We start from the raw sequence: 18,652 nt of genomic DNA on the forward strand, positions 1-18,652 counted from the left end.
TGGGTTGCCCGTTTCCGTTGACGGGGTTGATACCGGACCGGAGAGTGGTAATCCCACGCGAGGGGGACATCCATGGTGGTGGTACCGCGGCGCGGATCGGGGGGTCTGACGATGAGCATCGACACCGTGGGGCGTGGCAGGCGCGTGCCGTGGGGAGATGTGCTGCTGTCCGCGATCGCCTCGGTGAGCTGGGCGCTGATCGCGATGGCGGGCACGGCCGCGCTCGGGCTCCATCTGGTGGGCGCGGACAGGGCCGGCTCGCTCGGGCCGATGACCGCGGCCGTGGTGGCACTGGCGGCGAACGGAGCGGTCGAGCCGTCCGGCAACGTGTCGGCCTTCGGGCTGAAGGGCGCAGAGGCGCACACGGCCATCCAGATCACGCCATTGGGTGTGGCACTGGTCGGCGCGCTCCTGCTCTCCTACTTCTTCCTGCGCTCCTTGCGCGGGGCGGGAGTTGTGATCGCGCCGTCCGAACTCCTGGCGCGCGCGGGCGCGGTGGTCGTCCTGTTCGTGGCCACCCTGGGCGGGCTCGCCTGGGCCGGTCACGACGTCATCACCATCGACGGGAGCGGGCTCGGTCTCGACAGGGTGACGGGCGGGGGCGGGCTGGGGAAGATCACCGACAAGCTCCCGGGCGGGCTCGGCGACCTCGGTGGGCTGCTGCCGGGGAAGATCGACGACCTCGTGGACGCGAAGGCGGCCGTGGGATTCACCGTGGACACGGTGCCCACGCTGCTCGGCGGCGCCGCCTGGGCCGCCGGAATCCTGGTGATCTCCCTGCTGGCCTCCCGGCGCACCCCCCTGCCGCGCGGTTGGGAGGGTGTGCACCGGACGGTACGGCCGGCCGCGTCCGCGCTGGTCACGGTGGCACTCGTGGCGGTCGTCGCGGGGCTCGCGGCGGCGGCGTACGCGGCGATCGGCGACCCCCACCCCAAGCTGATCGCGGGCGCGGCGCTGCTCGGCGCGCCCAACGGGGTGTGGCTCGGTGTGCCGGTCGGTCTCCTCGTCCCCTGGGACGGCCGGGCCACCGGCGAACTCGCCAAGCTGCTGCCCGACCCCCTGGACAGGTTGCTGAGCGTCGACTCCGACCGGCCCGTGACCCTGGGCCGTCTGGCCGAACTCGACGGGCGGGTGTGGCTGTTGGGGGTCGCGGCCGCGCTCATGATGCTCCTCGCGGGCGTACTCGCGGCCACGCGTACGCCATTTGTACGGCGGCGGGGCGCCGCTTCCGGGGGGATCCCGGATACTCCCGACGCACGAGGCGTGGGGACTCTCGGGTTCGCGGGTCGCTGCGCTCTTCGGCTGGGGATCGCGACGGCACTGGCACTGCCGCTGCTGGCGTGGCTGACGGACGTGTCCGTGGACGCCTCGCTGTCGGTGTTCGGCATCGACGCGTTCGGTGCCGGGATCCAGTTGCACGGCCGACTGGGTGTCGCACTGTTGTTCGGCGCGGCGTGGGGCGCGGGCGCGGGGGCGGTGGGTGCGCTGCTGGCGTGCGCGAGCGGGGCCGCGGGACGGCGGGCGGCGCCCCTGGCACTGGGTGACGCCGGCGCCACGGCCGCCCCGCTCCATCCGGACCCGGCGTACGGTCCCGGTCTCCCGCCGCGGCCCGGACCGTACGCGCCCGGCGCGCCGTACCGGCCCGCGAACCCCGACACCAATCCGTATCTGCGGCTGCCGGACGAGCTGCGCGAGCCGCGGGGCGGACATCCGTCCGAACGCGAGCGCTCGCCCGACGACGTGTACGGCGCGCCGACGGTCGCCCGGCCGCTTCCGCAGCCGCCCGGACCGCGCAGGCGGCCACCTGGGCAGAGCGTGCCTCCTCCCCCGCTGGCCCCGCCCGACCAGGGGCAGCCTCCGCCGCCCGGACCGCGGCGGCGTGACTGAGCCCGGGCGCCCGCCGTGCGACGGGACGGCCTCGGCCGGGACAGAGCCATGGCCGCCGGACCCGCCCGCGCGAGCTGGACGTCGGCTCGGGGAAACGCGCGCGACACCACTCCGACACCCAGAGTTCCCTGTCCGCTGGACGGACCGCGGGGGCGGAAGGCACTGGGTGCCGGATACGGTGGAAGCACCATGAGCGCTACGCAGACCCCCGATATCCCCACCCTCCTTGTCAAGATCTTCGGCAAGGACCGGCCGGGCATCACGGCCGGACTCTTCGACACCCTCGCCGCCTTCTCCGTCGACGTGGTCGACATCGAGCAGGTCGTCACCCGTGGCCGGATCGTGCTGTGCGCGCTCGTGACCGAGCCGCCCTCCGGTCTGGAGGGCGATCTGCGGGCCACCGTGCACAGCTGGGCCGACTCGATGAAGATGCAGGCGGAGATCATCTCCGGCCTCGGTGACAACCGGCCGCGTGGCATGGGGCGTTCGCACGTCACCGTGCTCGGGCATCCGCTCACCGCCGAGTCGACGGCCTCGATCGCCGCCCGGATCACCAAGACCGGCGGGAACATCGACCGTATCTTCCGGCTCGCCAAGTACCCGGTGACGGCAGTGGAGTTCGCCGTGTCCGGTGCGGAGACCGAGGCGCTGCGCACCGCGCTGGTGACGGAGGCCGCGGCGCTCGGGGTCGACATCGCCGTGGTCGCGTCGGGGCTGCACCGGCGGGCCCAGCGGCTGGTCGTCATGGACGTGGACTCGACGCTGATCCAGGACGAGGTGATCGAGCTCTTCGCCGCGCACGCCGGGTGCGAGGACGAGGTCGCCGAGGTGACGGCGGCCGCGATGCGCGGGGAGCTGGACTTCGAGGAGTCGCTGCACGCGCGCGTGGCGCTGCTGAAGGGGCTCGACGCCTCGGTGGTGGCCAAGGTGCGCGAGGAGGTACGGCTGACGCCCGGCGCGCGCACCCTGATCCGTACGCTGAAGCGGCTCGGCTTCCAAGTCGGCGTCGTGTCGGGCGGGTTCACCCAGGTCACGGACGACCTGAAGGAGCGGCTGGGGCTCGACTTCGCGCAGGCCAACACGCTGGAGATCGCCGACGGCAAGCTGACCGGCCGGGTCACCGGGGAGATCGTGGACCGCGCGGGCAAGGCACGGCTGCTGCGCCGGTTCGCGGCGGAGGCGGGGGTGCCGCTCGTGCAGACCGTGGCGATCGGCGACGGTGCCAACGACCTCGACATGCTCAACGCGGCGGGTCTTGGTGTCGCGTTCAACGCCAAGCCCGTCGTACGGGAGGCCGCGCACACCGCGGTGAACTTCCCCTTCCTGGACACCGTGCTGTATCTGCTGGGGGTCACCCGCGAAGAGGTCGAGGCGGCGGACATGCATCTGGGCGACCACTGAGAGTGTGTTCCCACAGCGCGGTCGGGAGCGCGCGCTCCTGACCGCCGTCCGGCCTCCGACGCCCACTCCTGACCGGTACGACAGGGGCCCGGCACCGTCGTGACTGTGCCGGGCCCCTGTCGTCCGCGCGGGTGGGTTACTCGGTCGGTGCCCAGTAGTCGATCAGCGTGGTCACGCCGGGCTCCAGGGATTTCCAGGAGCCGTCGAAGGACAGCACGGCGAAGGCGGCGGTGGGGAAGCCGCGCTCGGTCATCCGGGCGCGGGCCTCGCCCTCGGCCTGGCCCGCGAGTACGTCGGCGAGGCCCTGGATGCCGGGATTGTGCCCGATCAGGAGCACGTCCTGCGCGTCGTCCGGGGTTTCGTTGAGTACGGCGATCAGCTCGCCCGGCGAAGCCTCGTAGAGCCGCTCCTCGTAGACCGTTTTCGGCCGGTGCGGGAGCTCATGGACGGCGAGCTTCCAGGTTTCGCGGGTCCGGACCGCGGTGGAGCAGAGGGCCAGATCGAAGGGGATGCCGGTGTCGGCCAGCCTGCGTCCGGCGACGGCCGCGTCCGTGCGGCCCCGGTCAGCGAGCGGCCGCTCGTGATCGGACACCTGCGGCCAGTCGGCTTTCGCATGCCGGAAGAGGACAATCCTGCGGGGTTCTGCGACGCTCATGAGTCCCAGCTTCGCATGAAACACGCCATGTGGCTCAAGGAGTTGACGGGCTCCCTCACCACGGGAATCCCGCCGTTCGGCACGGTGCGCGAGGGGCTCGGCACCGTGCGTGAAGGCGGGTCAGGAAGCCTGGTGCTGGACGGTCTGCTGGAGGCGCTCGAAGAGGTGGGTGAGCGCGGGGTCGCCGGCCGCGGCGTGCGCGTCCGCCGGGTTGAGCAGCAGGAGCAGCAGGGTGGCGAAGGCCAGGGCCGGCAGGGCGAGCGCCCACCAGGGCAGACGGATGTCGACGCGGCCCGGGGTCGCCGGGTGGGGCCGGGTGTGCGTACGGGCCGACATGCCGCCTCCGTGGGTCTTCGCGTGGTCCGTGTTCCGCGTCCTCGCGGCCACATCTCGAAGTTACGGAATCCGGGTGCGTCAACCCATCCGGTGATCCACCCACTTGACCCTGACACTCACCCCCTAGGGGACAGGGGGGCTAGCCCCACCATCGCCGTCCCCGGGGGGCGCGGGCGGGGTCACGGTGACGCGAGGGTCGCGATGACGGCGATGATCACGGTGATGGCGAGGAACGTGCCGAAGACGAGCAGCATCTTCTTCTGGCCGTTCTGGGGGTTCGGATCGAGCACTGGCATGGCCCCAGTCTCGCACCCTTCGACCGGTCTCCCGTGCGTGGGGGCGGCCGTCCAGCGCGAGTCGCCCGGCCGTCGCGTCCCGCCGTCCCGTCCTGCCGTCCGGAGTCCCGCCGCCCGGAGTCCGGTCGGCCGTGCCCGCGCCGCCCGTGCCCGCGCCGCCCGCGTCCGCGCCGCCCGCGGTCCGGTCGGGGCGCCTGGAGCCCCGTACCCCTGACGACGTGCCCGGGGCGGTGTCCCACGACGCCGGGGCGGCCGAGCCGGTAGCCACGACCCCTGGGCGGACCGGTACCCGTGGACACCGCCGGGTCCCCGCCGGCGGCGCCCAGGACCGCCCGTACGGGCACCCGGGGGCCTCGGGGCCGCTCACCCGGGCCTGCCTTCCGCCGGTGTCCCGGGCCTCCTTCTGCCGGTGTCCCGGGGCCCCATGTCCTCAGGCCCGGGCCCCGTGTCCCCTGAGGACACGGTGCCTGGGCCCCATGCCCTCAGAGGCGGAGCGCGGAGGTGGCCTCGTCCTCGACGGTGCGGTCGCGGCCCGCCAGGACACCCACCGCGATCTGCGGGACCATCAGCGCGGCCATCAGCGCGATCGGCAGGCCCCAGCCGCCGCTGTGCTGGTAGAGCACGCCCACGAGCAGGGGGCCCGGGATCGAGAGCAGATATCCGGTGCTCTGCGCGAAGGCCGAGAGCTGGGCGACGCCCGCCCCGGTGCGGGCCCGCATGCCGACCATGGTGAGGGCGAGCGGGAAGGCGCAGTTGGAGACGCCGAGCAGCAGGGCCCAGACCCAGGCGCCGGCGGCCGGGGCGGCGTAGAGACCCGCGTATCCGGCGAGTCCGCAGACGCCGAGCGCGGCCACGATGGGCCCCTGGTGGGGCAGCCGGGTGGCCAGCCGGGGGATGACGAAGGCCAGCGGCACGCCCATCACCATCGTGACGGCCAGGAGCAGTCCCGCGGTGCCCGCGGAGACGCCCGCGTCGCGGAAGATCTGCGGCATCCAGCCCATCGTGATGTAGGCGGCGGTGGCCTGGAGCCCGAAGAAGACGGCCAGGGCCCAGGCGGTACGGCTGCGGGTGATGCGCAGCCCCTCGGGCTCGTGGGGGGCGGCGTCCGCGACGGGCGTGCGCCCACCGCCCGGGGAGCCGGCGTCCCGGGTGCGCACGAGCGCGATCCACGGCAGTACGGCGACCCCGGCGAGGCCCGCCCACACGGCGAGCCCCGAGCGCCAACTGCCGCCCAGGGCGTCGGTCATGGGCACGGTCAGGGCGGCCGCCGCCGCGGTGCCCAGGGCGAGCGCCATCGAGTAGAGGCCGGTCATGGAGCCGACGCGGTCCGGGAACCACCGCTTGACGATCACCGGCATGAGGACGTTGCTGACGGCGATGCCCATGAGCGCGAGGGCGCTGGCGGCCAGGAAGCCGGCCGCGCTGCCGGTGTACGGGCGGATCGCGAGCCCCGCCGTGATGGCGGCCATCCCGGCGCAGACGACCGCGCCGGGCCCGAAGCGGCGGGCGAGCCGCGGCGCCATGACGCCGAAGACGGCGAAGCAGAGCGGTGGCACGGAGGTGAGCAGTCCGGCGACGCTGCCGCTCATGCCGAGTCCGTCGCGCACCTCTTCGAGGAGGGCGCCGAAGCTGGTGATGGCGGGACGCAGGTTGAGGGCCGCGAGGACGATGCCCACGATCACCAGGCGCGTCGTCCACGCCCTCGGGGACGCGTGCGGGGACGCCGTCCCGCCGCTGGACTCCTGAGCCGCGACGTCGCGTATCGGTGGGGGCGTGGTCGTCCGGGATTCCTCGATGGCCATGGCGCCATCATAGAATCATGGGATGATTGGCTGTCCAATCTCGCTGCGTTAATCTCCGGAATCCCCGGCCCCGCGCGACGACGACACCCGGGCCCGTACGTACGAAGGACCGCCATGCCGCTGAGCCACCCCCGCCGTTCGGCGCTGTCCGAGCAGGTCATCGCCGAGCTGCGGAACCAGATCACCTCCGGCGAGTGGCCGGTCGGCTCCCGCATCCCGACCGAACCGGAGCTCGTCGAACAGCTGGGCGTCGCCCGCAACACGGTCCGGGAGGCCGTCCGCGCGCTCGCCCACAACGGTCTGCTGGACATCCGTCAGGGTTCGGGCACCTATGTCGTGGCGACCAGCGAACTCGCGGGCGTGATGCACCGGCGCTTCGCCGACGCCGATCCCCGGCACATCGCCGAACTGCGCTCCACCCTGGAGTCGAGCGCCGCGAAGCTGGCCGCCGAGCGGCGCACCGAGCGCGACCTCAAGCAGCTCGACGCGCTGCTGGCCCGCCGCGAGGACGCCTGGGAGTCCGGTGACACGGAGGCCTTCGTGACCGCCGACGCGACCTTCCACCTGGCGGTGGTGGCCGCGTCCCACAACGACGTCATGACGGCGATGTACGCGGACCTGGGCGAGGTGCTGCGCGACTGGCTGCGCGACGACGTCGGCGAGGAACTGACGCCGGAGACGTACATGGACCACGCACGGCTGGTCGACGCGATCCGCGGGGGTCACGCGGAGGCGGCGGCGGAGGAGGCCGCGGGCTACCCGTTCCAGTGCCGCCCGTGGCTCAGGCGACCCGCTTCCGGTGGCTGACCCACACCGAGCGGACCTCCTTCCAGCACCGGCCCTCCATCCGCACCGTCATCGCGGGTCCCGCCTCGACCGGGACGCTGTCGGTGTCGATGTCCCACCAGCGGTCGCACTCGATGTGCAGACTGACCTGGTCCGTCCCCGGATAGGGGTTGTGACAGTAGGCGACCGCGTGGGAGCCGGCGACCGTCGTGCGGCACGCGGCCCCGAACGGCTGGGGCACGGCGGTGCTCTCGTGCCGCCCTCGCACGTCGGGCATCGCGTCGTACGGCAACGCGACCATCAGGGTGACGGCGGCGAACACCGGGGCAAAACGGCGGGACAGGCGCACAAGGGGGACCTCCTCGGCCGTACGGCTGCGGGGCGGTGCGTACTCCAATCGTGCGTGGTGGGGCGCCCGTGCCGCCCGGCCGGCTGGGCCGAACGGGCGACGCCCCGCTCCCCGCGCGAGGCGGGGAACGGGGCGTCACGGCCGAACGGGACGGTCCTCTTCGTGCGAGGCGCGGGACGGCCGATTTCCGTACGGGGACGGCGGTGCGAGCGTCACGCGCCGATCGCGTGCAGACCGCCGTCGACGTGGATGATCTCGCCGGTGGTCTTCGGGAACCAGTCGCTCAGCAGGGCGACGACGCCCTTGCCGGCCGGCTCCGGGTCCTTGAGGTCCCACTCCAGGGGGGAGCGGTCGTCCCACACGGCGGCCAGCTCGCCGAAGCCCGGGATGGACTTGGCGGCCATCGAGCCGAGCGGGCCGGCGGAGATCAGGTTGCAGCGGATGTTCTGCTTGCCCAGGTCGCGGGCGAGGTAGCGGCTGGTGGCCTCCAGGGCGGCCTTGGCCGGGCCCATCCAGTCGTACTGCGGCCAGGCGAAGGACGCGTCGAAGGTGAGGCCGACGACCGAGCCGCCGTTCTGCATCAGCGGAAGGCAGGCCATGGTCAGCGACTTCAGGGAGAACGCCGAGACGTGCATCGCGGTGGCGACCGACTCGAAGGGCGTGTTGAGGAAGTTGCCGCCGAGGGCGTCCTGCGGCGCGAAGCCGATGGAGTGGACGACGCCGTCCAGGCCGCCCAGCTCCTCGCCCACGATGTCGGCCAGCCGCCCGAGGTGCTCGTCGTTGGTGACGTCCAGCTCGATGACCTTGGTGGGCTTGGGGAGCTTCTTGGCGATGCGCTCGGTCAGCGTGGGCCGCGGGAAAGCGGTCAGGATGATCTCGGCGCCCTGCTCCTGGGCCTGCTTGGCGGCGTGGAAGGCGATGGAGGACTCCATCAGCACACCGGAGATCAGGACGCGCTTGCCCTCGAGAATTCCACTCATGGTGATCAGTGACCCATTCCCAGTCCGCCGTCAACCGGAATGACGGCTCCAGTGATGTACGAGGCGTCGTCCGAGGCGAGGAACCGCACCGTCGCGGCGATCTCCTCGGGCCGCGCGTACCGGCCGAGCGGCACCTGGGCGACGATGCCCGCACGCTGCTCGTCGGTGAGCACCTTGGTCATGTCGGTGTCGACGAAACCGGGCGCGACGACGTTGAAGGTGATGTTCCGCGAGCCGAGCTCCCGCGCGAGCGAACGCGCGAAGCCGACCAGGGCGGCCTTGGACGCGGCGTAGTTCGACTGACCCGCGGAGCCCAGCAGCCCGACGACCGACGAGATGAGGACGACGCGCCCCTTCTTGGCACGGAGCATGCCGCGGTTGGCGCGCTTGACGACCCGGAAGGTGCCCGTGAGGTTCGTGTCGAGGACGGAGGTGAAGTCCTCCTCGGACATGCGCATCAGGAGCTGGTCCTTGGTGACACCGGCGTTGGCGACCAGGATCTCGACCGGACCGTGCTCGGCCTCGATCTCCTTGTAGGCCTGCTCCACCTGCTCGGTGTCGGTGATGTCGCACTTGACGGCGAGGCAGCCCAGGGCGGTGAGGGCGGCCGGCGGCTCACCCGAGCGATACGTGATCGCGACTTTGTCGCCGGCATCGGCGAACGCGCGGGCGATGGCGAGGCCGATGCCCCGGTTGCCTCCGGTGACGAGAACCGAGCGGCTCAACGGATCACCCTTTCGATAGCAGTCTCAAACCCCTGCATGACAGGCGCCTTCCCCGAAAACCTATCGGTCCGGTCCGCCTCCCGGAGAATCGGTCCCCGACAGTGGCGCGGGGGGCTCGCTGTCGGGTCCCTACAGAAAGCCGCCTCCGGACGACGGAAAGATCCGGCCTCGGCCGGGACAAAGCCATGGCCGCCGGACCCGCCCGCGCGACATGATCGGACCCGACAGGCCACGACAGCAGGGAGACCTCCGTGCCTCATTCCATCGACGAAGCCTTCACGGCACTGCCGCTGCGGGCCCTGGCCGACGCCGCGCTCGCGCGTGCCCGTGCCCTGGGCGCCGAGCACGCGGACTTCCGGTTCGAACGGGTGCGCAGCGCGTCCTGGCGGCTGCGCGACGCCAAGCCCGCGGGATCGTCGGACACCACGGACCTGGGGTACGCGGTGCGCGTGGTGCACGGCGGGACCTGGGGGTTCGCGTCGGGTGTGGATCTGACGATGGACGCGGCCGCGAAGGTCGCCTCGCAGGCGGTGGCGATGGCGAAGCTGTCCGCCCAGGTGATCAAGGCGGCGGGCTCCGACGAACGCGTGGAGCTGGCCGGCGAACCGGTGCACGCCGAGAAGACCTGGATCTCGTCGTACGACATCGACCCCTTCTCCGTACCCGCCGAGGAGAAGGCCGCGCTGCTCTCGGACTGGAGTGCCCGGCTGCTGGCGGCCGACGGCGTCAACCACGTCGACGCCTCGCTGCTGACCGTGCACGAGAACAAGTTCTACGCCGACACCGCGGGGACCGTCACCACGCAGCAGCGCGTCCGGCTGCACCCGCAGCTGACCGCCGTCGCCGTCGACGAGTCGAGCGGCGAGTTCGACTCGATGCGCACCATCGCGCCGCCGGCCGGGCGCGGCTGGGAGTACCTGACGGGCACCGGCTGGGACTGGGACTCCGAGCTGGAGCGGATCCCCGAGCTGCTCGCCGAGAAGATGCGGGCACCGAGCGTCGAGTCGGGGCTGTACGACCTCGTGGTCGACCCCTCCAACCTGTGGCTGACCATCCACGAGTCCATCGGCCACGCCACCGAGCTCGACCGCGCGCTGGGCTACGAGGCGGCGTACGCGGGCACCTCCTTCGCCACCTTCGACCAGCTCGGCAAGTTGAGGTACGGCTCCGAGCGGATGAACGTCACCGGTGACCGCACCGCCGAGCACGGCCTCGCGACCATCGGGTACGACGACGAGGGCGTCGAGGGCCAGTCCTGGGACCTGGTGAAGGACGGCACGCTCGTCGGCTACCAGCTCGACCGGCGGATCGCCCGGCTGACCGGCTTCGAGCGCTCGAACGGATGCGCCTACGCCGACTCCCCCGGGCACGTGCCCGTGCAGCGGATGGCCAACGTGTCCCTGCGGCCGGACCCCGCGGGGCTCTCCACCGAGGACCTGATCGGGGGTGTGGACCGCGGCATCTACGTCGTCGGCGACCGGTCCTGGTCGATCGACATGCAGCGCTACAACTTCCAGTTCACCGGGCAGCGGTTCTTCAAGATCGAGAACGGCCGGATCACCGGTCAGCTGCGCGATGTCGCGTACCAGGCGACGACGACCGACTTCTGGGGGTCCATGGCCGCGGTGGGCGGTCCGCAGACGTACGTCCTGGGCGGTGCCTTCAACTGCGGCAAGGCCCAGCCGGGCCAGGTCGCGGCGGTCTCGCACGGCTGCCCGTCCGCCCTCTTCAAGGGCGTCAACATTCTGAACACGACGCAGGAGGCCGGTCGATGAGCGCGCACACCAACAAGGCGAACAAGCCGCACGAGGTCGTCGAGCGTGCCCTCGGACTCTCCCGCGCGGACGGCTGTGTGGTGATCGCCGACGAGCACTCGACCGCGAACCTGCGCTGGGCGGGCAACGCGCTGACCACGAACGGGGTGACCCGGGGGCGCACGCTCACCGTCGTCGCGACCGTCGACGGCCGCGAGGGCACGGCGTCCGGGGTCGTCTCGCGCGCGGCGGTGACCGCCGACGAGCTGGAGCCGCTGGTGCGGGCCGCGGAGGCGGCGGCACGCGGCGCGGGTCCCGCCGAGGACGCCCAGCCGCTGGTCACGGGCGTACCGGAGTCGCCGGACTTCACGGACGCGCCCGCCGAGACCTCCTCCACCGTCTTCGCGGACTTCGCGCCCGCGCTCGGCGAGTCGTTCGCACGCGCGCGGGCGGGCGGGCGGGAGCTGTACGGCTTCGCCAACCACGAACTGGTCTCCAGCTACATCGGTACGTCGACGGGGCTGCGTCTGCGGCACGACCAGCCCAACGGGACGCTGGAGCTCAACGCCAAGTCGCCGGACCGTACGCGCTCGGCGTGGGCGGGGCGCTCCACCCGTGACTTCAAGGACGTCGATCCGGCGGCGCTCGACGCCGAGCTGGCCGTCCGGCTGGGCTGGGCCGAGCGGCGCGTCGACCTGCCGGCGGGGCGCTACGAGACGCTGCTGCCGCCGACCGCCGTCGCGGACCTGCTGATCTACCAGATGTGGTCGGCGGCGGCCCGGGACGCGGCCGAGGGCCGGACGGTCTTCAGCAAGCCGGGCGGCGGCACCCGCGTCGGCGAGAGGCTCACCGAGCTGCCGCTGACGCTGCGCAGCGACCCGAACGAGCCGGGACTGGAGTGCGCGCCCTTCGTGCTCACGCACTCCTCCGGCGACGACGCGTCCGTGTTCGACAACGGGCTCCCGCTGTCCGCGACGGACTGGGTGCACGAGGGGACGCTGGCCCGTCTCTCCACCACCCGGCACAGCGCGGGCCTGACCGGGCTGCCCGTCGCGCCGACGATCGGGAACCTGATCCTGGACGGCGGCGAGGACCGCTCCCTGGAGGAGATGGTCGCCGCCACCGAGCGGGGTCTGCTGCTGACCTGCCTCTGGTACATCCGCGAGGTCGACCCGGCGACGCTGCTGCTGACCGGCCTGACCCGGGACGGCGTCTACCTGGTGGAGAACGGCCAGGTCGTCGGCGAGGTCAACAACTTCAGGTTCAACGAGTCGCCGGTGGACCTGCTGGGCCGGGCGACGGAGGCCGGGCGTACGGAGAAGACCCTGCCGCGCGAATGGAGCGACTGGTTCACCCGTGCCGCGATGCCCGCGCTGCGGGTGCCCGACTTCAACATGAGTTCGGTCAGCCGGGGCGTATAACCTCGTACCTGATTCACGAGACCACTCAAGGAGATACGAGAACCGTGACGGACATCGTCGACGAACTGAAGTGGCGGGGGCTGATCGCCCTCTCCACGGACGAGGACGCATTGCGCAAGGCGTTCGCGGACGGTCCCGTCACGTTCTATTGCGGCTTCGACCCGACCGCGCCCAGCCTGCATCTCGGCAACCTCGTGCAGATCCTCACGATGCGCCGGATCCAGCGGGCGGGCCACCGCCCGCTGGGCCTGGTGGGCGGTGCCACCGGTCTGATCGGTGACCCGAAGCCGAACTCCGAGCGCACGCTGAACTCGCCCGAGGTCGTCGCCGAGTGGGTGGGGCGGCTGCGCGCGCAGATCGCCCCGCTGCTGGACTTCGAGGGCCCGAACGCCGCGGTGATGGTCAACAACCTGGACTGGACCCAGGGCATGTCGGCCATCGAGTTCCTGCGCGACATGGGCAAGCACTTCCGGGTCAACAAGATGATCGCCAAGGAGGCCGTCTCACGGCGGCTCAACTCCGACGCGGGCATCAGCTACACGGAGTTCAGCTACCAGATCCTTCAGGGCATGGACTTCCTGGAGCTGTACCGGCGGTTCGGCTGCACCCTGCAGACCGGCGGCAGCGACCAGTGGGGCAACCTCACCTCGGGCACGGACCTGATCCACCGGGTCGAGCCGGAGGCCGTGGTGCACGCGCTCGGCACCCCGCTGATCACCAAGGCGGACGGCACCAAGTTCGGCAAGACGGAGTCCGGCACGGTCTGGCTGGATCCCGAGATGACCACGCCGTACGCGTTCTACCAGTTCTGGCTGAACGCGGACGACCGGGACGTCTCCAAGTTCCTGCGGATCTTCAGCTTCCGGTCCCACGAGGAGATCGAGGAGCTGGAGCGCCAGACCGAGGAGCGCCCGCAGGCCCGCGCGGCACAGCGCGCGCTGGCGGAGGAGCTGACCACGCTGGTGCACGGCGCCGACCAGACGGACGCCGTGATCGCCGCGTCCAGGGCCCTGTTCGGCCAGGGCGAGCTGGCGGAGCTCGACGCGAAGACGCTGGCCGCGGCCCTCTCCGAGGTCCCGCACATCCAGGTCGCCGAGCTCGGCCCCGTGGTGGACCTCTTCGCGGAGGTCGGCCTGGTGGCCAGCAAGTCCGCCGCGCGCCGCACGGTCAAGGAGGGCGGTGCCTACGTGAACAACGCGAAGGTCACCGCCGAGGACGCGGTGCCCGCCCAGGAGGACCTGTTGCACGGGCGCTGGCTGGTGCTGCGCCGCGGCAAGAAGAACCTGGCCGCGGTGGAGGTCACGGGCGCCTGAGCACGCGCGCACGCACGACCGAGGGGGCGGCCCCGTCACGGGCCGCCCCCTCGGTCGTACCGTCAGATCTCCGTGCCCTCAGGCCCGCTGCCTGCTGCCGCGCAGCGACATGTAGACCATGTCGCCCAGGAAGACGATGACGATGGCGGCCACCAGTTGCAGCGCGTGCCGGCCCCAGTCGATGCCCCGGGTCTCCGCGATGCCGAGCCAGCCCGCGATGGCGTTGCCGACGATCGCGCCGATGATGCCGAAGATGGTGGTCAGCCAGAGCGGGCTGTGCTGCTTGCCCGGAAGGATCGCCTTGGCCAGCAGGCCGAGCACGAAGCCCACGATGATCGCCCACAACCAGCCCATGTCTGCCTCCTAGTACGGCTCCGCGTGAGCAGTACGCCCAGTCTCGGTCCGGCCGTCATACGGCGCATGTCGGGCTCCGCCATACGCGGTACGGCGCAGGAGGTCCCCTCGGGCCGGACCCGCCCCGGTCTCGAAGGCGGCGCAGGCGCGGCGTAACGTGGAACCTGTTCGGGCTCGCCTCCTGAGCGGCTCCGGGCGGGTACGGGCCGGGGAGAGTCCGACACAGGCAGGTGGTGGCACATGCTGCGGAAGCAGAGCGGCGGTCAGGTCTTCCGGATCACCGGGGCCAGGCAGGGGCTCGACGAGGACGTCCGCGGCAGACAGCGCCGTTACATCATCTCGATGTCCGTCCGCACGGTCTCCGTGATCCTCGCCGCCACCCTCTGGAACGTCGAGCGGCACGTCGCGATCGTCGCGCTGGTGCTCGGGATCCTGCTCCCCTACGTGGCCGTGGTCATCGCCAACGCCGGCCGCGAGAACGCGCCGTCGCTCCCCTCCACCTTCGTCACCCTTCCCGGCCCCGCGATGATCTCCCCGCCCCGGCCGGACGCCTTCGCGAAGCCGGTTCCGGAGGATGTGGCCGCCGACGCCGGGACGCGGCCGGGGGCCGCCCGAGCCGGCGCGCAGGACTCCGAATCACCCCTCGCCTGACCACGGACGATCCGCCGAAAACGGAATCCGTCCGCGCGCCAAGCTCAAGAAAAGCTCAGATCAATCATGTTGTTCCGGTGCCGGGCAGCGGGTTACCCGTGACATACTTCGTACGCGCTCCGCATCCCCCGTCGGAGCGACAGACCGACGCCGGGCAGCTCCCCCCGTGGCTGCTCGGCGTCGCCTTTTGGGAGCCGTTCCAGGACCGGATCGGGGCCAGCCCGAAGGACGGTCCGGGGCCCGCCAGAAGAGTGGTCGACGGCCCGTCGAGAATCCGTTTCCGGCCCTCCGCGCGGTCCTCCGGGGCTCGTTCGAAGCGGGTCCCGCGGCCGCCTAGGGTTGAGGCGTGAACTTCCCGCTCTTCGACGCGTCGCCCGCTCCCTCCACTCCGCAGTGCTCCGCCAAGGCCTGCCGCGCCGACGCGGTGTGGGTGCTCGCCTGGAACAACCCGAAGCTGCACACACCCGAGCGCCGCAAGACCTGGCTCGCGTGCGACGAGCACCGTGAGCACCTGTCCCAGTTCCTCGGTGTGCGGGGGTTCCTGAAGGACGTGGTCCCGCTGGCGGACTGGGTGGCGCCCGACGCCTGAGCCCGCTCCGGGACCCCTCGGAAGGGCCCGCTCAGCCGCCGATCGCCGACATCGGGCGCTCCGGCTGGAGGAACGACGGATCGTCCAGCCCCGAGCCCGCCTTCTTGCCCCACATCGCCAGGCGCCAGGCGCGGGCGATCTCCTCGTCGGGAGCCTCCGAGCGCAGCGCGGCGCGCAGGTCGGTCTCCTCGGTGGCGAACAGACACGTGCGTATCTGGCCGTCGGCCGTGAGACGCGTACGGTCGCAGGCCGCGCAGAACGGGCGGGTGACGGAGGCGATCACACCCACGCGGTGCGGGCCGCCGTCGACGAGCCAGCGCTCGGCGGGGGCGGAACCGCGCTCGTCGGTGCCTTCCTCGGTGAGCTCGAAGCGCGTACGCAGCGAGTCGAGGATGTCGCCCGCGGTGACCATGCCCTCGCGCTTCCAGCCGTGCTGGGCGTCCAGGGGCATCTGCTCGATGAAACGCAGCTCGTAGTCGTGGGCGACGGCCCAGGCGAGCAGGTCCGGGGCCTCGTCGTCGTTCAGGCCCGGCATCAGGACCGTGTTGACCTTGACCGGGGTCAGGCCCGCGTCGTGGGCGGCTTCGAGGCCCGCGACGACGTCGTGGTGACGGTCCCGGCGGGTGAGTGTCTTGAAGACGTCGGGGCGCAGCGTGTCCAGTGACACGTTCACCCGGTCCAGTCCCGCCGCCTTCAGGGCGGCCGCGGTGCGCTTGAGGCCGATGCCGTTGGTGGTCAGGGACATCCGCGGGCGGGGCGTGAGCGCGGCGACCCGCTCCACGATGCCCACCAGGCCGGGGCGCAGCAGCGGCTCACCGCCGGTGAAGCGGACCTCGGTGATGCCGAGACGGGTGACGGCGATGCCGATGAGCCGGACGATCTCGTCGTCCGTGAGCAGATCGGGCTTGGACAGCCATTGCAGGCCCTCTTCGGGCATGCAGTAGGTGCACCTGAGATTGCACTTGTCCGTCAGGGAGACGCGCAGGTCGGTGGCTACTCGGCCATAGGTGTCGATGAGCATGTGGGCCCCCTCCCTCGATGCGGATCATCCTTACCCGGCACGATCGAGCCTACGTGACAGGACGGACATCCAGAGCGGCCGGATCCCACGAGGTACGACGCGGCCGCGTCGTAGGGATCTACGACGCGGCCGTCGGAGGGGGGTGTCAGTGCGCTCCGGTGCCGGTCAGGGAGCGGACCTCCAGCTCGGCGTACTTTCCGGTGTCGGGCTCCTCCTTGGACAGCAGGGTGCCCAGCCAGCCCAGCAGGAATCCGACCGGGATCGAGATGATGCCGGGGTTCTCCAGCGGGAACCAGTGGAAGTCGACGTCCGGGAACATCGAGGTGGGTTTGCCGGAGACGACGGGCGAGAACAGCACCAGGCCGACCGCCGTGACCAGGCCGCCGTAGATGGACCAGAGGGCGCCCGGGGTGGTGAACCGCTTCCAGAAGAGGCTGAAGAGGATCGTCGGCAGGTTGGCGGACGCCGCGACCGCGAAGGCGAGGGCGACCAGGCCGGCGACGTTGAGGTCGCGGGCGAGGGCGCCCAGGAGGATGGACACGGCGCCGATGCCGACCGTCGCGTACCGGGCCGCCCTGATCTCGTCCTTCTCGTCGGCCTTCCCCTTCTTGATGACGTTCGCGTAGATGTCGTGCGCGAACGACGAGGAGGAGGCCAGTGTCAGGCCCGCGACGACCGCGAGGATCGTGGCGAAGGCGACGGCGGAGATGGAGGCGAGCAGGATGGCGCCCCAGTCGGAGTCGACGCCTCCCAGGTGCAGGGCCAGCAGGGGCGCGGCGGTGTTGCCCGCCTTGTTGGAGGCGATGATCTCGTCGGGTTTGATCAGCGCGGCGGCGCCGAAGCCGAGGGCCAGGGTCATCAGGTAGAACGCGCCGATGAGGCCGATCGCCCAGTTCACGGACTTACGCGCGGTCTTCGCCGTGGGCACGGTGTAGAAGCGGATCAGGATGTGCGGAAGGCCCGCGGTGCCCAGGACCAGGGCCATGCCGAGGGAGAGGAAGTCCAGCTTGGTCGTGGAGGTGGCGCCGTACTTCAGGCCGGGCTCCAGGAAGGGCGCGCCCTTGCCGCTGTTGTCGGCGGCCTTGCCGAGCAGGTCGGAGATGTTGAAGTTGAACTTCAGCAGGACCAGGAAGGTGAGCAGCAGCGCGCCGATGATCAGCAGGACGGCCTTGACCATCTGCACCCAGGTGGTGCCCTTCATGCCGCCGATGGTCACGTACACGATCATCAGGACGCCGACGAGGGCGACGATGGCGACCTTGCCGCCGTCGCTGGTGATGCCGAGGAGCAGCGAGACCAGGACGCCGGCGCCGGCCATCTGGGCCAGCAGGTAGAAGATCGACACGACGATCGTGGAGGTGCCGGCGGCCGTCCGTACCGGGCGCTGGCGCATGCGGTAGGCCAGGACGTCGCCCATGGTGTAGCGGCCGGAGTTGCGCAGCGGTTCGGCGACCAGCAGAAGGGCCACCAGCCAGGCGACGAGGAAGCCGATGGAGTACAGGAAGCCGTCGTAGCCGAAGAGTGCGATGGCGCCGGCGATGCCGAGGAACGAGGCCGCGGACATGTAGTCGCCGGAGACGGCCAGTCCGTTCTGGAATCCGGTGAACTGGCGGCCGCCCGCGTAGAAGTCGGCGGCGTCCTTGGTCTGGCGGCCGGCCCACACGGTGATGACGAGGGTGGCGGCGACGAACACCGAGAACAGGGTGATGATCAGTGGCCGGTGCTGGCTCGCCTCGCCGGCTGCGAGCAGGGTCGGTACGGAGCTCATGCGCCGCCCTCCATCCGTGACTTGATCGCCTCGGCCTTGGGGTCGAGCTGCGCGGCGGCGTGCCGCGAGTACCACCAGGCGATGAGGAACGTGGTGAGGAACTGGGCGAGCCCGAGGACCAGGGCGACGTTGACGTTGCCGGCCACCTTGGTGCCCATGAAGTCGCCCGCGTAGTTGGAGAGCAGGACGTACAGCAGGTACCAGGCGATGAAGCCGACGGTCAGGGGGAAGGCGAAGGAGCGGTGCGAGCGGCGCAGTTCGGCGAACTCGGCGCTCTGCTGCACCTCCGCGAACTCCTCGGTCGAGGGCAGCCCGGGATCGGCCTTCGAGGGGGGCGGTGCGTCGGTAGCCACGGAGTCTCCTCGCGTTGCGGGTGCGGATGTGACGGTGGGCGGGGCGAGTTGGGACTCGCGGACCGGGACGGGTCGGGCACGGACGTTGTGTGAACCTCACAGTGGCACGGATCACGTTGACCGGGCGGGGTGGTTGTGCGTCGGGGGTGATCCGCCGGGAGCCCGAGCGGGCTCGCGCTCCCGTCCAAGGTCACGGCGCCACGCGTGGACC

General features: G+C 71.5%; 19 protein-coding genes. 8 read left to right on the forward strand and 11 right to left on the reverse strand.

Annotated elements, in window-relative coordinates; translation table 11 throughout:
• Positions 1-111 precede the first annotated feature (111 nt).
• Positions 112-1,887, forward strand: a complete 1,776-nt coding sequence (locus ACFV2J_RS32360) for a streptophobe family protein (RefSeq protein ID WP_385082986.1) — start codon at positions 112-114, stop codon at positions 1,885-1,887.
• 189 nt (positions 1,888-2,076) lie between these two features.
• Positions 2,077-3,288 carry a phosphoserine phosphatase SerB gene (gene serB, locus ACFV2J_RS32365; protein ID WP_385082987.1) on the forward strand — a complete coding sequence of 404 codons (1,212 nt, stop codon included), beginning with the start codon at positions 2,077-2,079 and terminating at the stop codon, positions 3,286-3,288.
• A 136-nt stretch (positions 3,289-3,424) separates the two neighbouring features.
• Here serB and ACFV2J_RS32370 read toward each other — a convergent pair whose 3' ends face one another.
• The 4 genes from ACFV2J_RS32370 to ACFV2J_RS32385 form a co-directional block, all read right to left on the reverse strand.
• Positions 3,425-3,943, reverse strand: a complete 519-nt coding sequence (locus ACFV2J_RS32370; protein ID WP_385082988.1) for a SixA phosphatase family protein — start codon at positions 3,941-3,943, stop codon at positions 3,425-3,427.
• Positions 3,944-4,063: 120 nt separating this feature from the next.
• Positions 4,064-4,279 carry a hypothetical protein gene (locus ACFV2J_RS32375; RefSeq protein WP_385083008.1) on the reverse strand — a complete coding sequence of 72 codons (216 nt, stop codon included), beginning with the start codon at positions 4,277-4,279 and terminating at the stop codon, positions 4,064-4,066.
• A gap of 179 nt (positions 4,280-4,458) precedes the next feature.
• The gene (locus ACFV2J_RS32380) at positions 4,459-4,575 is read right to left on the reverse strand and encodes an SGM_5486 family transporter-associated protein (protein ID WP_385082990.1); all 117 of its coding nucleotides are present in this window, start codon (positions 4,573-4,575) and stop codon (positions 4,459-4,461) included.
• A 482-nt stretch (positions 4,576-5,057) separates the two neighbouring features.
• On the reverse strand, positions 5,058-6,377 hold the full coding sequence (locus ACFV2J_RS32385) for a CynX/NimT family MFS transporter (RefSeq protein ID WP_385441960.1): 1,320 nt from the start codon (positions 6,375-6,377) through the stop codon (positions 5,058-5,060).
• 114 nt (positions 6,378-6,491) lie between these two features.
• On the opposite strand from ACFV2J_RS32385, the gene ACFV2J_RS32390 reads away from it, so the two are divergent.
• Positions 6,492-7,184, forward strand: a complete 693-nt coding sequence (locus ACFV2J_RS32390) for a FadR/GntR family transcriptional regulator (protein ID WP_385082992.1) — start codon at positions 6,492-6,494, stop codon at positions 7,182-7,184.
• Here the strand turns inward: ACFV2J_RS32390 and ACFV2J_RS32395 are convergent.
• The 3 genes from ACFV2J_RS32395 to fabG all read right to left on the reverse strand — a co-directional run bounded on the left by ACFV2J_RS32395 (position 7,159) and on the right by fabG (position 9,217).
• Complete coding sequence (locus ACFV2J_RS32395; RefSeq protein ID WP_385083009.1) at positions 7,159-7,512, reverse strand: hypothetical protein; 354 nt, start codon at positions 7,510-7,512, stop codon at positions 7,159-7,161. The two genes, ACFV2J_RS32390 and ACFV2J_RS32395, sit on opposite strands and share 26 nt — an antisense overlap.
• 212 nt (positions 7,513-7,724) lie before the next feature.
• On the reverse strand, positions 7,725-8,492 hold the full coding sequence (gene fabI / locus ACFV2J_RS32400) for an enoyl-ACP reductase FabI (protein WP_385082994.1): 768 nt from the start codon (positions 8,490-8,492) through the stop codon (positions 7,725-7,727).
• A 5-nt stretch (positions 8,493-8,497) separates the two neighbouring features.
• The gene (fabG, locus tag ACFV2J_RS32405) at positions 8,498-9,217 is read right to left on the reverse strand and encodes a 3-oxoacyl-[acyl-carrier-protein] reductase (RefSeq protein ID WP_385082996.1); all 720 of its coding nucleotides are present in this window, start codon (positions 9,215-9,217) and stop codon (positions 8,498-8,500) included.
• Between the two features lie 251 nt (positions 9,218-9,468).
• Here fabG and ACFV2J_RS32410 point away from each other — a divergent pair, with 251 nt between their 5' ends.
• From ACFV2J_RS32410 to tyrS, 3 genes are read left to right on the forward strand one after another with little or no spacing between them, the layout of a single operon-like run.
• Positions 9,469-10,992, forward strand: a complete 1,524-nt coding sequence (locus tag ACFV2J_RS32410) for a TldD/PmbA family protein (RefSeq protein WP_385082997.1) — start codon at positions 9,469-9,471, stop codon at positions 10,990-10,992.
• Positions 10,989-12,392, forward strand: coding sequence for a metallopeptidase TldD-related protein (locus tag ACFV2J_RS32415; protein WP_385082998.1), 1,404 nt, complete (start codon positions 10,989-10,991; stop codon positions 12,390-12,392). Before ACFV2J_RS32410 ends, ACFV2J_RS32415 begins: the two co-directional genes overlap by 4 nt.
• Before the next feature lie 44 nt (positions 12,393-12,436).
• Positions 12,437-13,705: a tyrosine--tRNA ligase gene (gene tyrS / locus ACFV2J_RS32420; protein WP_385083000.1), complete on the forward strand. Its 1,269-nt coding sequence runs from the start codon at positions 12,437-12,439 to the stop codon at positions 13,703-13,705.
• A 78-nt stretch (positions 13,706-13,783) separates the two neighbouring features.
• Here tyrS and ACFV2J_RS32425 read toward each other — a convergent pair whose 3' ends face one another.
• Positions 13,784-14,059, reverse strand: a complete 276-nt coding sequence (locus tag ACFV2J_RS32425) for a GlsB/YeaQ/YmgE family stress response membrane protein (protein ID WP_385083001.1) — start codon at positions 14,057-14,059, stop codon at positions 13,784-13,786.
• A 240-nt stretch (positions 14,060-14,299) separates the two neighbouring features.
• Between ACFV2J_RS32425 and ACFV2J_RS32430 the strand changes: the two genes are divergently transcribed.
• Together ACFV2J_RS32430 and ACFV2J_RS32435 are read left to right on the forward strand one after the other, a co-directional pair.
• Positions 14,300-14,710 (forward strand): DUF3099 domain-containing protein, encoded by a 411-nt coding sequence (locus ACFV2J_RS32430; RefSeq protein WP_385083003.1) that lies wholly within the window; start codon positions 14,300-14,302, stop codon positions 14,708-14,710.
• A 346-nt stretch (positions 14,711-15,056) separates the two neighbouring features.
• Positions 15,057-15,299 carry a hypothetical protein gene (locus ACFV2J_RS32435; protein ID WP_385083004.1) on the forward strand — a complete coding sequence of 81 codons (243 nt, stop codon included), beginning with the start codon at positions 15,057-15,059 and terminating at the stop codon, positions 15,297-15,299.
• Between the two features lie 31 nt (positions 15,300-15,330).
• On the opposite strand, the gene moaA is transcribed toward ACFV2J_RS32435, so the two are convergent.
• From moaA to ACFV2J_RS32450, 3 genes are all read right to left on the reverse strand, one after another.
• Positions 15,331-16,320 carry a GTP 3',8-cyclase MoaA gene (moaA, locus tag ACFV2J_RS32440; RefSeq protein ID WP_385083005.1) on the reverse strand — a complete coding sequence of 330 codons (990 nt, stop codon included), beginning with the start codon at positions 16,318-16,320 and terminating at the stop codon, positions 15,331-15,333.
• 145 nt (positions 16,321-16,465) lie between these two features.
• On the reverse strand, positions 16,466-18,088 hold the full coding sequence (locus ACFV2J_RS32445; RefSeq protein WP_153291341.1) for a cation acetate symporter: 1,623 nt from the start codon (positions 18,086-18,088) through the stop codon (positions 16,466-16,468).
• Positions 18,085-18,441 (reverse strand): DUF485 domain-containing protein, encoded by a 357-nt coding sequence (locus ACFV2J_RS32450; protein WP_153291340.1) that lies wholly within the window; start codon positions 18,439-18,441, stop codon positions 18,085-18,087. The genes ACFV2J_RS32445 and ACFV2J_RS32450 overlap by 4 nt, the downstream gene beginning before the upstream one ends.
• Between the last annotated feature and the right edge of the window lie 211 nt (positions 18,442-18,652).

Origin of the sequence: Streptomyces sp. NPDC059668 (assembly GCF_042734135.1) — a bacterium.
Taxonomy (GTDB): Bacteria; Actinomycetota; Actinomycetes; order Streptomycetales; family Streptomycetaceae; genus Streptomyces.